We start from the raw sequence: 13,976 nt of genomic DNA on the forward strand, positions 1-13,976 counted from the left end.
AACGGGTACGCATGCACAATCAAAGCCTGTCCTTTGTGCTGCTTGCTCAGGGCATTCCATTTATTCATATGGGCTCTGAGTTATTACGATCAAAATCCTTTTTACGCGACAGTTACGATTACGCAGACTGGTTCAATCGTGTCGATTTCTCCATGCAAGATAATTTTTATCACATTGGTTTACCACCAGCGGAAAAAGATCAAGTTAACTGGCCGCTTATCCGCAACATAATACAAAAAAATCAGGGCAAGGATCAGGTGGGGTCAAAGGAAATCAAATTCAGTTATGGGATTTTTAAGGAGTTTCTGGCGATTCGTGCTGGTATGCCGCATTTCCGTTTAAGCACGTCAGACCAGATTTTGGAAAAAGTGCAGTTTCATAACACCGGTGAAAAGCAACAGAAGGGGCTGATCGTGATGAGCATCACTGGCGAAAATGAAAATGTTCTGGTTATTTTCAATTTCAGTAACAAGTCACAATTTTTCTCATTTAAGAATTCAAACAATTATCACTTGCACCCTGTACAAATAACAGGAATCGACAAGGTGGTCAAACAGAGCTTCGCCAGTTCCCATGGGTTTACAGTGCCAGGCTTGACGACTGCGGTTTTTGTGACTGATTAAACCTATTACATTCCATATTTCTTTATAATCGCCTAGATTATTGATTCCATTTGGGTGACTATGTCCGGCCTGATACAGATCTTCGACAACAAAAAGTTTGTGCTTTCCAATTCCCGCATCAGTTATATGATGCAGGTGAACGAGGAAGGCATTCTCGAGCATTTGCATTTTGGTGGCGCGATCACACATCCCGAATATTTTCAGTCGCAACATAAACGCGTACTGCGTTCCTTGTCGCCCGAGTTCCAGGGCATGCCGCAATTCAGTTTGTACGATCTGCCACAAGAATACCCCTTGTTTGGCAGCTCGGATTACCGGCAACCGGCCCTGCATGCACGTAATGCTCAGGGCAATTCTATATTCGACCTGCGCTACAAGGCGCATCGGATCCTGGATAACAAAATGCCGCTGGACGGATTGCCTTCAGCGCGTGATGGTGATTGTGCATCACTGGAGATCGAGTTATACGACGAGCTGCAAAAACTTTCGGTGTTGTTGTATTACACGATATATGCCGACTTTGATGTCATCACGCGTTCCGCGAAAATTGTAAACCAGTCCGCAAATAGCATAAACCTGGAACAGGCGATGAGCACCTGTCTGGACTTGCCACAGCAAGACTATGAGCTTTTGCATTTCGGAGGCAGTTGGGCGCGCGAGTTCGACGCCAAACGTCATGAACTCCCTTACGGGCGTTTCACGATAGAGTCCGCGCGTGGCACCAGCAGTGCGCAGCATCATCCCTTCATGGCGGTACTGGAACCGGGTGCATCAGAAACCTGGGGTCGGGTGATCGGGACGGCTTTGATGTATTCAGGAAATTTCTCCATCACGCTTGAACGCAACGAATTCAAGGATGTGCGATTGCTGGCCGGCATCAATCCGTTCAATTTTTCCTGGCAACTGGAAGCCGGACAAACTTTCACTTGTCCTGAAGTGGTGCATGTGTATTCGGGTTCGGGCCTGGACCGCATGAGTCAAAACTTACACGGTTTTATTCAAAATCAAGTCAGTCCACCGACTTTCGCCCATGCAGCACGACCTACCTATTTGAATACCTGGGAAGCGGCGTATTTTGATATCGATGAAAAAAAAGTTTTTGAATTGGCAAAATACACCCAGTCACTAGGGTTGGATATGCTGGTGGTTGACGACGGCTGGTTCGAGGGTCGCACTGATGATCGCCGCTCATTAGGCGATTGGACACCGGATAAAAAACGCTTTCCATCGGGTATCCCGGCTTTGGCTAAAAAAGTTAAAGACCTTGATCTCAAGTTTGGTATCTGGGTGGAACCTGAAATGACCAATACGGATAGTGCGCTTTATCGCGAGCATCCGGACTGGATACTGCATGTGCCCGGGCGAGAGTCATCCCTTGGGCGCAATCAACTGACTCTCGACTTTTCCCGGCCGGAAGTGGTCGAGAATATTTATCAGCAACTGGATGAGTTATTTTCCTGTGGCTTGATCGATTATGTGAAATGGGACATGAACCGAACCATGACCGAGTTGGGTTCGGCCGGACATCCAGCGTCCAGACAAGGAGAGATTGCCCATCGTTACATGTTGGGTGTGTACGATCTGGTGAATCGCTTAACCCAAAAATATCCAGATATTTTATTTGAGAATTGTGCCAGCGGCGGTAATCGGCACGATCTCGGCATGTTGCATTACATGAACCAGAGCTGGGTCAGTGATATGTCTGATCCCATCGGGCGTTTGGCGATTCAAAACGGCGCATCACACATCTTTCCACTGTCAACCTACTCTTCGTATTTGTGTCCGGTGCCCAATCATCAAAACGGACGTATCACCTCCCTGGAAACCCGCTTTAATGTCGGATTTTTTTGTGGCAATCGTGGCGTATCAATGAACTTAGAGGATGTTGCACAAGACGAATCAGCCATTAAGAATTTCATCCAACGCTATAAACACACGGCTAAGGATGCGGTGAATGGCAGTTTTCACCGGATCTTTTATACCGACAATGAGGTTTGCTGGCAGTTGATCTCGGCCGATAAGCAGACAATCTACATTGGGTATTTTTCCATTCTGACCAAGCCCAATGCAGCATTTCGCAGCGCGCTGTTGAGAGGTCTGGATCAAGACGCCTTGTATAAAAAGGGTACAAAAATCTATTCCGGATCGGCCTTGATGCAAGCCGGTTTAGACTTGCCCTTGGTCAGCACCACCCAAAACTCGGATGCATCGCCGTCGCGTTTAAGCGATAAGGAAAGAGTGGAAGTACTGGATGGCGGTGATTTTGTATCAACGATTATTGTGTTGGAAAAATCTTAATACTTTTCCAAATAATCCGCGACGGCCTGTTGTTGGCTCGCGTCCAGATGCAAAAGCAATTTACTGCGGCGCCATAAAACATCTTCCGCTTGTGTGGCCCACTCGGTCTTGATCAAGTATTGCAATTCGGCTTCGCTAAACCCGGCCCCGAAATCCCGTCCAAGTTCCTGTTTGCTTTTCGCCTTACGTAATACCTCGTCGATGCGTGAACCATAGGCCTGACAGAGTCTGAGCATTTCTTCTTTGCTAAACCAGGGATAGCGTTTGTGTTTGGTTTTAAGAAATTTCTTGATCGTCATGCCGCCAAGATCTCCGCCAGGTAAAAAGGCGTCTTCGGTCCAGTTAGACATTTCATTACCCAAAATGGGGCATAGAATTTCCATGGCGTCTTCGGCCAGGCGCCGGAAGGTGGTTATTTTGCCACCCACCACACTTAATAAGGGTGCCTGATCGTCAACATTGTCCAGGTTTAATTCGTAGTCGCGACTGACTTCCGAGGCGTCTTCATCTTCGTCTTTAAGCCCACGCACCCCGGAATAGGTGTGCACCACATCGTCGGGGCTTATTTTAGTAACAAAATATTTACTCGCCAGATCACATAAATATTCAATCTCCTTTTCCGAAATTTTTGCGTCTTCAATGCGACCTTCCAGTTCGGCTTCAGTGGTACCGATCAGGGTGAATTTTCCTTCGTACGGAATGGTAAAAACAATCCGACCGTCCGGGTGCTGAAAAATATACGCGTGTTTGCCTTCGTATACCTGGTTCACAATAATGTGACTGCCTTTGATCAAGCGCACCGGTATCGTGGCCGGTTTGGAATCCTTGATCTCGTCATCAGTGAGCGATAACCAGGGGCCAGCGGCATTGATCATGGCGCGTGCACGCACCACTTGTTCACCCAGCTCATCTTTGTACACAATCTCCCAGACGCCTTGTGCGCGTTTGGCAGACACAAATTCTGTGCGGGTTTTAATGACTGCACCACGCTCGTGGGCATCCAAAGCATTGAGTACTACCAGGCGGGCGTCATTGACCCAGCAATCCGAATATTCAAAACCCTTGCGCAGTTTGGGGTCCAGGGGTTTACCGGTTTTGTGTGTACGCAAATTGCGTGTTTTGGTGGCCGGTAATTCTTTGCGTCCGCCCAGATTGTCATAAATAAGCAAGCCGGCGCGCAGTATGAATGCAGAGCGTAATTCTTTGTGGTGCGGCAAGATGAAACGCAATGGCCAGATGATGTGCGGCGCCGAGCGCAGTAAAACTTCTCGTTCGATCAGGGCATGCCGAACCAGCATAAAGTCATAATTCTCTAAATAACGCAAGCCACCATGGATAAGTTTGGTGCTGGCCGAGGAAGTGCCCGAGGCGAGATCGTCTTTTTCCACCAGCATCACACTCAGTCCACGACCGGCTGCGTCTCTGGCAATGCCGGTGCCGTTCACGCCACCACCAATAATAAAAATGTCGAGTAATTCGTTGCTCATATCAAGTTATCGTCCTGATCAATTATTTGTATCCAGCGTTATGCGGTTAGTCGGCGGATCGCTTCATCCCAGCCAGCGATAAGAGTGTTTCTGTTATCCACAGTCATTTGTGGTTCAAAGTGTTGATCTACGGCCCATTGCTTTGAGAATTCATCAAAGTCGCCATACACCCCAAGAGATTTTCCAGCCAGATACGCGGCACCCAAAGCCGTGGTTTCCATAACCTGCGGGCGATCGATCGGGATCTGTAATACGTCCGATAAGAATTGCAGTAACCAGTTATTCGCGACCATACCGCCATCCACACGCAACATTGACGGGTTGCCACCGTCTTTATGCATCGCGGTCAACAGATCGTTGGTTTGAAAGCACACCGATTCCAGGGTGGCGCGAACGAGGTCTGCACGATTGGTTGCCTGGGTAATCCCAAACAAGGCACCGCGCACGTTTGGATTCCAGTGTGGTGCGCCCAGCCCGGTGAAGGCGGGCACCAGATACAAACCCGGGTGAGTGGTTTGTGAGGTGACCAACGCTTCGGTATCGGCCGCGTTGTCAATGATCTTGATGCCGTCACGTAACCATTGCACGGCGGCGCCGGCAATAAAGATTGAACCCTCCAGGGCATAACTTATTTGACCATCGATCTGGTAGGCTATGGTTGTGAGTAAACGGTTTTTGGACAAGACCGCCTGATCGCCGGTATTTAACAACATAAAACATCCGGTGCCGTAAGTACTTTTGATCGAACCTGCGCTGAAACAGCATTGCCCGATGGCCGCAGCGTGTTGATCACCAGCCACCCCGCGAATAGGAATGGCGCGTCCTAATATACTGGCCTCGCTCATGCCGTAGTCGTCAGCGCATTCATTAAGGTCGGGTAATACACTCGCGGGTACTTTGAAAATCTCCAATAATTCCGGGTCCCAATCCAGCGAATGAATATTGAACAGGTTGGTGCGACTGGCATTGGTCACATCGGTGGCGTGTACCTGACCCCCGGTGAGTTTCCAGATCAAAAAACTGTCTACAGTACCGAAGGCGAGGTGACCCGCGACAGCAAGGTCGCGTGCTCCCTCGACATTATCCAGAATCCAGCTGACTTTGGTTGCAGAGAAATACGGATCAAGCCGTAAACCGGTTTTTTGGTTCACGATGTCTTGCAAGCCGTCTTTGATCAAGCCCTCACAAACAGCTGCGGTACGTCGGTCTTGCCACACGATGGCATTGTAGATCGGGGTGCCGCTGCGTTTGTCCCAGACAATGGTGGTCTCGCGTTGATTGGTAATACCGATTCCCGCCACCGAACCACCCAGAGATTCGGCTTTTTCCAGGGCAGCACGAGTAACGGTTAGCGTGGTTTGCCAGATGTCATCCGGATCGTGTTCAACCCAGCCATCGTCAGGATAATGTTGGGGAAACTCCAGCTGGCTGACGGCAACGATCTTCGAATTCTGGTCAAAAACAATGGCGCGACTGCTGGTGGTGCCCTGGTCGATGGCAAGAATATAAGTTGTATCGGTCATGACAGGTATCCCTGTAAAAATGGTTTTTGAGCTTAATTCGCCGATGAAATACCTAGTATTTGAGGTTTTAACCGCCAATTGATTTTAATTATATGATAAGTCATATATTATGTCTTAAGCCAGTTCATTCTGCTTTCCAGCCAGGCGCGTTGTCAGTGCGATAAGCAAGGCAGTAATTTTACTCGGCCGCTTGGTGCAACCACAACTCTTAACGGGTATTACTCTCAACAATTAGGGTATATTGCTGTTTGCACCTGGCTACAGTAGAGTGCTGACAGCACAATGCCAGATCAAAATCATAACAAAGGTGCCACTTGACTTTAGAGCCCGTTCAAATCGCAGTATTTTTATTCTTAACCGGATTGATCGGTTGGGTGACTTACCTCAAATGCAAAGATCAGCCACGCAGTGCAGATTCTAATCGCGAATACTTTTTAGCCGGTGGCGGTTTGTCCTGGATCTTTGTGGCGGGGTCGATCACCCTGACAAATTTGTCCACCGATCAACTGGTTGGCATGAATGGCAGTCAAATGTTACTGGTTGCCTTGTGGGAGTTTTCTGCGGTGGTGGGTTTGTTTATTCTGGCCTATATTTTTATTCCGATCTATTACAAGTATGAATGCACCACCACAACGGAGTTACTGGAGAAACGCTATAACAATAAACATATCCGTGCCACCATCAGTCTGTTATTTCTGGCCGCTAATGTATTTGTATTTTTACCGGCCGTTCTTTACACCGGTTCTCTTTTCATGAAGTCGGTGTTTGGTTTTGAGTTTTCCTTGATGTATATAGCGATTGGATTTGCAGCCCTGGGTGCAGCCTATAGTATTTTTGGGGGCTTAAGAGCCGTTGCTGTGTCTGATACCTTTAGTGGAATTTTATTACTGGGTCTCGCTTTGATGGTTGTGTATCTCGCCCTGGATGCAATCAATTTTGATTTTTCCGGAATCCCCAAAGAACGCTTAACTTTGGTCGGTGATTCGGATTCCGACATTCCCTGGCATACCCTGCTTACCGGCATGCTCTTGATACAAACGTTTTACTGGAGTACCAATCAGGTCATCACCCAGCGTGCCATGGCGGCACCTACCGTAAGTGAAGCCAAAAAAGGCGTCATTGCGGCCGCCTTTATTCGTTTGTTGATCGTGCCGCCAATCATCGTAATTCCGGGCATCGTGGCCTTTAAACTGTTTGGTGATGTGGGCGATGCGGCCTATGGCCAGATCGTTGGAGACCTCTTGCCACCTTGGTTGGTCGGGGCTTTTGCAGCCGCGATCACCGCGGCGGTACTGACATCGTTCAACAGTATGTTGAACTCATCGGTGGCGCTATATGTGTGTGATATACATGAGAAGTACATTACCGAAGACCCCGATGTACCTAAATTGAGCGGCTGGATAACCTTGATCTTCACAGTAATCGCCTTGCTACTGGTACCCGTGTTCCAGGAAGCGCGAAGTATTATTGATACCTTGCAAAAACTCTGGGGCATATTCAGCATGCCGATCCTGTCTACCTTCGTGGTTGGATTGGTTTTCAAGAATGTTAATGCCTGGGCCGCGATTATTGCTGCCTTGGTGGGCGCTGGAACATATGCCTTTTTCCTGAATAATCCGCTGGGCATTCAAGGTCTGCCGCACTACATTCACCTAATGTTTATCAACTTTTTCTGGTGTATCGCCGTGGCTTTATTGATTAACAAATTTATCTTCAGGCAAAAATCCGAATTTGTTTTGGGTAAACCGCTGCTTGCATAGGATACGAAAATGTTAGGTGTATGCTACTACCCCGAGCACTGGTCGCGACAATTATGGCAACGTGATGCTGAACAAATGCGTGACTTGGGTCTGGAGGTGGTACGCATAGGAGAATTCTGCTGGTCACGCATTGAACCCGAAGATGGACTGTTCAAATTCAAATGGCTGGACGAGGCGATTGGCATACTTGCTGCGCAGGGACTGAATATTGTTTTTGGAACCCCCACCGCAACCCCGCCAAAATGGTTGATCGATAAATACCCCGACATTCTCCCGGTTGATCCAAACACGGGTGCAACCCGCAGGTTTGGCTCGCGCCGCCATGTGGATTTTTCCAGCGAGAATTTTTTACGTGAAGCCAAACGCATCACCGAGATCCTGGTGAAACGCTATGGTGATCATCCGGCCATCATTGGCTGGCAAACCGATAACGAACTCGGTTGTCATGACACCACGCTAAGTGCGTCACCTGCCGCAAAATACGCCTTCCAAAATTGGTGCAAACATCGTTATCAAAATATTCGCAAGCTTAACCAGGCCTGGGGCAATGTGTTCTGGTCGATGGAATACAATAATTTTGAGCAGATCGAATTACCGGTCTTAACCGTCACCGAAGCCAATCCCGCCCATCGTCTGGCCTATCAGCGATTTGCTTCTGACCAATTGGTGGCGTTTCATCGCGACATCATCAATATTATTCGGGCGCATGCGCCGGATCGATTTATCACTCATAACTTTATTCCGATGTGCGATACCGAAGCGGATAATTTCGCTCTGGCCGAAGGGTTGGACTTTGTCAGTTTTGATAATTACCCCCTGGGGCGCAGTGATCTGTTTTTCGCAGATAGCGAACGAACCAAGATCGAGCCCTATCAACGCACCGGCCACCCGGATTATTCGGCGTATTTTTTTGACCAGGTGCGCGGCTTGAGTGTCGGGGATTTCTGGATCATGGAACAACAACCTGGGCCGGTTAACTGGGCACACAATAATCCCCGCCCCGAGCCCGGCATGGTTAAATTCTGGAGCATGGAGGCATTCGCGCATGGCGCCGAGTGTGTGAGTTATTTTCGTTGGCGACAAATTCCCTTTGCGCAAGAACAAATGCATGCCGGTTTATTAAGAAATGACAGCACTAAGGCAAGGGCCTGGGATGAAATTAAAGACCTGCAAGCCGATCTGGCCAAATTGAATTTGCATGCACCGGCCTATCGGCCTGCCAAAGTGGCACTGATGACGGATGCCGATGCACGTTGGGTCACGCGCATTGAGCAACAAGGGGTGGCATTTGATTTTGAAAAAGTTGAATTTGCGTTTTATTCTGTATTGCGTGAATTGGGCATAGATGTGGATTTTGTTTCGGTTGATTCCGATGTATCAAAATATTCACTCGTTGTTGCGCCGTGCTTACCGGTTATCCCCGAGCATTTGATCGATACGGTCAAAAACAGCGATGCCTTGTGGTTGTTTGGTCCAAGAAGTGGCAGTAAAACCGCCGAATTCAGTTTGCCCGACAACCTCGCGCCGGGCGCATTGCAAACACTCTTACCAGTGAAAGTTTTATCAGTAGATACCACGCACCCCGAACAGCGAGAGGCCTTGCAGTATAAGGGTGAGACTTATCAATCCTTTGGCTGGCGGGAAGAACTTGAGCAGCAAGACTGTGAGATTGTGGCCACATACGCCAATGGTTCACCAGCCTTACTGAAAAATGGGCCGCTTATGTATCTGGGGTGTTTGACCGATGCCGATTTTATGCGTGAGCTGTTTACAGACTTGTGTACCGAGCTTGAAATCGAGAATTACCGTTGTGCGGAAGGTCTGCGTGTGGTGCGTCGAAATAATCTGGTATTTTTGTTCAATTATTCCAATCAAACTCAAACAGCAAACATCACGGCTGCAGGTGATTTCATTATTGGTTCAATGAAGGTTGAGCCCTATTCCTACAGTGTGTTTCAAAACCTCTAGTTTGTAGTGTGCCCGGATTGCTCGTCTTGCGCATCGGCAATCAGCTCCATCGCTTCGGTCAGTAAAAACTGCATATTGGTGCGAGCCAGTTCAGGATCCCCGGCCAGAACTGCATCCAATACTTTTTTATGATCATTCACACTGGCCAGACGTACACCTTTGCGTTGGTTGGTCAAGCGAATACTGATACGTAATGCGGTTTCACTGAAATCTTTCATATGGCGGTAAAAGCGGTTTCCACTCGCTTCCAGAATCGCAACATGAAAGGCGATGTCGGATAACAGCGGGTCATCTTTTCCTTCTTCTGCTGCCTGCATGCGCTGTAAGGCGTGTTGGATCTTTTCTTTGTCCTCAGTCGAGGCACGCTCGGCGGCACGTGCGGCCGCATCGGGTTCGATCGAGAGTCTGACTTCGGTGAACTCTTTGAGCAATTGCAATGAGAAGTCGCGTTCGAGTAACCAGCGCAACACATTGGGGTCAAGTAAATTCCAGTGTTCTTCTTCCCGGACTTTGGTTCCTTGACGCGGTCGCGCACTCAGCAATCCCTTGGAGGTCAGCATTTTTACCGCCTCACGCAATACGCTGCGACTCACATCGTACTCAGTACAGAGTTCGGCTTCGGTTGGAAACGGTTTGTCATTGCCGTACGCACCACGCACGATCTTCATACCGAGTCGTTCGACTATGCTCATGGTCAGACTTTTGTAACGTTCACTCATGGGAATCTCTTTTTATTAAGTTTAGAGGTTATTATATTTCGGCTTGGTACTGTTGTTCACTAATTCCGCGTATATCAGTTTGGTACAAAAACACATCACCTGCCCGAGGCTGCTCGTTCAGTTGCTCGGCTTGCAGATCCTGGCGAGCACTGGTAACACACAGTATATCCAGATTAATCCCGGCAAACGCCGGGCAGGAAGGCTGACTTGCCGGGGTCTTGACCACGCAATCTATATTGCCATCAGGTGAATAGCGTACAACCTGACTGGCGCCCCAGTGTGCGCTCCATAAAAAGCCGTCGGCATCCACGCAAGCACCGTCCGGATAAGTGTTTGGTGGTGTGTTTATAAATATTCTTTTGTGAGATAGATTGCCGCTGGTCACATCAAAGTCGTAAGCGTAAATTTCACGCCGCGGTGAATCGGCGAAGTACATGGTGTGCCCATCCGGGCTCCAGCTCAATCCATTGGAGATATGCATACCGGTTTCTCTAACATGCAATTCTCCATCACTATCCAGGCAATAAAGTTTTCCGCTCGCAGGATTGTCCTCATCCACCGAGCGTAACATCATGCTACCAACCCAAAAGCGACCTTGTCGGTCAACACGTCCATCATTCAAGCGCTCTGTGACTCCATCACACAGATCAGCATAAAGCCATGCAAGTTGTTCATTCTGAGGATCATAAGTTGCAATGCCTGTATCAAAGGCGATCAACATCAAATCAGTATTTGCAATAAAGGCAAAAGAACATACGGCCTGTGGCATGATCTTAGCGTTGAGATCACCGGTCTCGGGCTGGTAGGTGTAGAGCTTTTTATCGATAATATCCGTCCAGCAAATCTCGCCAGAGGCGGAATTCCATTGGATTCCTTCGCCCAGGGTATTTTGAACCGTCAGAGATTTTATTAGAGCGATGTGCTTAGTCAGGTGCATATCTAGTAATGGCTTATTATTTTATTCGGGCTAAATAGTCAGAATTCTCGCCAGAATCAGAAACATAGTTTACAATGTATTTTAATCATATAAATATGTTATTTTTGTTAAATTATCCATTTTTTGGCCAAAAGCATGTCCACAGCGTTATTTCCTGATCTGAAAAATAAGGTGGTTTTTATTACCGGCGGCGGCTCGGGAATCGGTGCTGGAATGGTTCGCGCATTCGCCCAGCAAGGTGCAAAGCCGGCATTTGTTTCTTTATCCGAAGATCCGGCCGATGCGTTGTGCGATTCGGTTGAGCAAGAAACGGGAATTCGTCCACTGTATATTCAATGTGACATTACCGATCTGGACGCGTTAAAAACTGCCATCACGCAGGTACAGTCACAATTAGGTCCGATTGGAATTCTAATTAATAATGCAGCACGCGATTTGCGTCATGATCTGATCGACTATTCACCCGCAGACTGGGACAAGGCCATGCACACCAATTTGCGGCCGCATTTTTTCACCGCCCAGGCGGTCATTGAAGACATGCGAGCGTTGGGTGGTGGCAGCATCATCAATCTCGGTTCGAATGCCGCACTGCTGGGTCTCGCGGGCTACGCCTCATACGTTACCGCCAAGGCAGGCATCATCGGTTTGAGTAAAGCGCTGGCACGCGAGCTGGGTCCGGACAATATTCGTGTCAACACCCTGATCCCGGGCTGGGTAATGACTGCACGCCAAAAAGAACTTTGGGTCACGCCCGAAGCCATTGAGCAATGTTTGTCCGAACAAAGCCTGAAACGCAGCATCGAAGTACAAGATGTCACACAACCAGCATTATTTCTGGCTTCACAAGCGTCGGCCATGATCACCGGACAAATGTTAATAGTGGATGGCGGGCGCGTTTAATGGCTAACGCACATTGTATTGCAGTCGACTGGGGCACGACCTCGTTCCGCGCGTATTTGTTAAACGACAAGTTTGAATTAATTGATGCCTGCAGAAATCAGCATGGGGTCATGAACATCACCAGCTCGTTCAGTAAGGTTTTGCAAAATGCCTGTGCCGACTGGGTGGAAAAATATAACATAGAGAATATTTATCTTGGCGGAGTTATAGGCAGTCGTAATGGCTGGGTAGAAACACCATACAGTTATTGCCCGATCTCGGTTGGTGAGCAAAAAGATAAGTTTACTCAATTGGACAATGTATTAGGGTGTGAAACCCGCATTTTTCACGGCCTGCAATGCACAAGCCCTGGTGGTTTTCCCGATGTGATGCGTGGTGAAGAAATTCAGGTTTTGGGTGCCATGCATTGCCTGGAAGGTAAACCGGCCGTGCTGTGTTTGCCGGGCACGCATTCAAAATGGGTTAGTGTAAATAACAATACGATTCATAATTTTGCCAGCATGATGACTGGCGAGATTTTTGCCTTAATGCTTATGCACAGCAGTATCGGGTCGTTGATCGATTCCCATGAATTCGATCAGGCTTCATTCCTGAATGGTTTGCAGGACTATCGAGAGTCCAATGTTGCTTCCGGATGCAATTTTTTGCACAGTATGTTCTCAGTTCGTTCACGAGTGGTGAGCAATAGTCTCAAGGTCGACTCCTTGTATTCGTATTTATCTGGCATGCTGATTGCAGACGAGATCAATAGTGCACAGTCCATGTTCGATCTGTCGCAAGGTGTGCATTTGGTCAGCGGAGACAAATTACAACAACCCTATTTACTCGCCCTGGAGACAATGGGCATCGAAGCGCAGGATTACGCAAGCGAAACGGCATTTATCAGTGGAGTCCAGAGTCTTTTGTCATAGTTATCCGCTTAAGACAAACTTTATTTCGAGAATATTTTGAAGAACCTGCAAAACATAAAACCTTTAGTGGCAATTTTGCGAGGCGTACAGGCTTCAGCCGTGTTGTCGGTTGCAGAATTACTGGTTAAAGAAGGCTTTGACGCCATTGAAGTGCCCCTCAATTCACCCGATCCACTGGACGCGATCAGTTTACTCGCGGGTGAATATGGCGAAACGTGTTTGATCGGCGCAGGCACGGTGTTAACCCAAAATCAGGTTCAGTTAGTGTATGACGCCGGTGGTCAACTGATCGTGTCTCCAAACACTAATCCCGCGGTTATTCGAGCCACCAAGCAACTCAATATGGAGTCGTTGCCAGGTTGTGCTAGCCCTACCGAAGCTTTCAGTGCCTTGGCCGCGGGCGCGGATGGACTCAAGTTTTTCCCGGCCGGAGCATTGTCATTGGACATGTTCAAGTCATTGAGCGCCGTGTTACCCGCTGCCACGCTTACCTTTGCTGTTGGCGGGGTAGACGAGAAAAATATGCAGAGATTTCACGATGTTGGAATCACTGGCTTTGGTTTGGGGTCTTCATTATTCACGCCAGACAAAAGCATGGCAGAGATACAACGCAATGCCCGGGCGAGTGTGCATGCATTTAATGCATTGACGACAGTTAACTAGATATACTTGGCATCATGCAAGGTCAAAATCCACAAATACCTGACATCGAGATCGTTGAGGTCAGCCCGCGCGATGGCTTGCAGAACGAGTCGCAATTATTCAGCACTGACCAGAAATTACACCTGATCAATGCAGCAATTGATGCCGGGGTGAAGCGCATCGAGGTGGCCAGTTTTGTGCACCCCAA

General features: G+C 48.3%; 12 protein-coding genes. 8 read left to right on the forward strand and 4 right to left on the reverse strand.

Features of this window, described 5'->3' with window-relative positions:
* Nucleotides 1–152: 152 nt before the first annotated feature.
* Both HKN88_05775 and HKN88_05780 read left to right on the forward strand, forming a co-directional pair.
* Nucleotides 153–623: a DUF3372 domain-containing protein gene (locus HKN88_05775; GenBank protein ID NNC97564.1), complete on the forward strand. Its 471-nt coding sequence runs from the start codon at nt 153–155 to the stop codon at nt 621–623.
* Between the two features lie 60 nt (nt 624–683).
* A complete protein-coding gene (locus tag HKN88_05780) occupies nt 684–2,921 on the forward strand; it encodes an alpha-galactosidase (protein ID NNC97565.1) in 2,238 nt (745 codons plus the stop codon).
* On the opposite strand, the gene glpD is transcribed toward HKN88_05780, so the two are convergent.
* Both glpD and glpK read right to left on the reverse strand, forming a co-directional pair.
* Nucleotides 2,918–4,408 (reverse strand): glycerol-3-phosphate dehydrogenase, encoded by a 1,491-nt coding sequence (gene glpD / locus HKN88_05785; GenBank protein ID NNC97566.1) that lies wholly within the window; start codon nt 4,406–4,408, stop codon nt 2,918–2,920. The genes HKN88_05780 and glpD overlap by 4 nt on opposite strands.
* 38 nt (nt 4,409–4,446) lie before the next feature.
* Nucleotides 4,447–5,931, reverse strand: a complete 1,485-nt coding sequence (gene glpK, locus HKN88_05790) for a glycerol kinase GlpK (GenBank protein ID NNC97567.1) — start codon at nt 5,929–5,931, stop codon at nt 4,447–4,449.
* 314 nt (nt 5,932–6,245) lie between these two features.
* Between glpK and HKN88_05795 the strand changes: the two genes are divergently transcribed.
* Together HKN88_05795 and HKN88_05800 are read left to right on the forward strand one after the other, a co-directional pair.
* Nucleotides 6,246–7,691 (forward strand): SLC5 family protein, encoded by a 1,446-nt coding sequence (locus tag HKN88_05795; protein NNC97568.1) that lies wholly within the window; start codon nt 6,246–6,248, stop codon nt 7,689–7,691.
* A gap of 9 nt (nt 7,692–7,700) precedes the next feature.
* Complete coding sequence (locus HKN88_05800) at nt 7,701–9,659, forward strand: beta-galactosidase (protein ID NNC97569.1); 1,959 nt, start codon at nt 7,701–7,703, stop codon at nt 9,657–9,659.
* Here the strand turns inward: HKN88_05800 and HKN88_05805 are convergent.
* On the reverse strand, nt 9,656–10,378 hold the full coding sequence (locus HKN88_05805; protein ID NNC97570.1) for a FadR family transcriptional regulator: 723 nt from the start codon (nt 10,376–10,378) through the stop codon (nt 9,656–9,658). The genes HKN88_05800 and HKN88_05805 overlap by 4 nt on opposite strands.
* Before the next feature lie 31 nt (nt 10,379–10,409).
* On the reverse strand, nt 10,410–11,315 hold the full coding sequence (locus HKN88_05810; protein ID NNC97571.1) for an SMP-30/gluconolactonase/LRE family protein: 906 nt from the start codon (nt 11,313–11,315) through the stop codon (nt 10,410–10,412).
* Between the two features lie 135 nt (nt 11,316–11,450).
* On the opposite strand from HKN88_05810, the gene HKN88_05815 reads away from it, so the two are divergent.
* From HKN88_05815 to HKN88_05830, 4 genes are all read left to right on the forward strand, one after another.
* Complete coding sequence (locus HKN88_05815; GenBank protein NNC97572.1) at nt 11,451–12,215, forward strand: SDR family oxidoreductase; 765 nt, start codon at nt 11,451–11,453, stop codon at nt 12,213–12,215.
* Nucleotides 12,215–13,126: a 2-dehydro-3-deoxygalactonokinase gene (locus tag HKN88_05820; GenBank protein NNC97573.1), complete on the forward strand. Its 912-nt coding sequence runs from the start codon at nt 12,215–12,217 to the stop codon at nt 13,124–13,126. Before HKN88_05815 ends, HKN88_05820 begins: the two co-directional genes overlap by 1 nt.
* 33 nt (nt 13,127–13,159) lie before the next feature.
* Nucleotides 13,160–13,789 (forward strand): 2-dehydro-3-deoxy-6-phosphogalactonate aldolase, encoded by a 630-nt coding sequence (locus tag HKN88_05825; GenBank protein NNC97574.1) that lies wholly within the window; start codon nt 13,160–13,162, stop codon nt 13,787–13,789.
* 14 nt (nt 13,790–13,803) lie between these two features.
* On the forward strand, nt 13,804–13,976 hold a 173-nt coding region (locus tag HKN88_05830; protein ID NNC97575.1), incomplete at its 3' end, for a hydroxymethylglutaryl-CoA lyase.

This window comes from Gammaproteobacteria bacterium, assembly GCA_013001575.1.
Classification (GTDB): domain Bacteria; phylum Pseudomonadota; class Gammaproteobacteria; order Steroidobacterales; family JABDMI01; genus JABDMI01.

Excerpts from the sequence above, each read along its gene's own strand:
- HKN88_05775 (NNC97564.1), top strand. The coding sequence starts at position 153 with ATGCAAGATAATTTTTATCACATTGGTTTACCACCAGCGGAAAAAGAT.
- HKN88_05780 (NNC97565.1), top strand. The coding sequence starts at position 684 with ATGTCCGGCCTGATACAGATCTTCGACAACAAAAAGTTTGTGCTTTCC.
- glpD (NNC97566.1), bottom strand. The coding sequence starts at position 4,408 with ATGAGCAACGAATTACTCGACATTTTTATTATTGGTGGTGGCGTGAAC.
- glpK (NNC97567.1), bottom strand. The coding sequence starts at position 5,931 with ATGACCGATACAACTTATATTCTTGCCATCGACCAGGGCACCACCAGC.
- HKN88_05800 (NNC97569.1), top strand. The coding sequence starts at position 7,701 with ATGTTAGGTGTATGCTACTACCCCGAGCACTGGTCGCGACAATTATGG.
- HKN88_05805 (NNC97570.1), bottom strand. The coding sequence starts at position 10,378 with ATGAGTGAACGTTACAAAAGTCTGACCATGAGCATAGTCGAACGACTC.
- HKN88_05810 (NNC97571.1), bottom strand. The coding sequence starts at position 11,315 with ATGCACCTGACTAAGCACATCGCTCTAATAAAATCTCTGACGGTTCAA.
- HKN88_05815 (NNC97572.1), top strand. The coding sequence starts at position 11,451 with ATGTCCACAGCGTTATTTCCTGATCTGAAAAATAAGGTGGTTTTTATT.
- HKN88_05820 (NNC97573.1), top strand. The coding sequence starts at position 12,215 with ATGGCTAACGCACATTGTATTGCAGTCGACTGGGGCACGACCTCGTTC.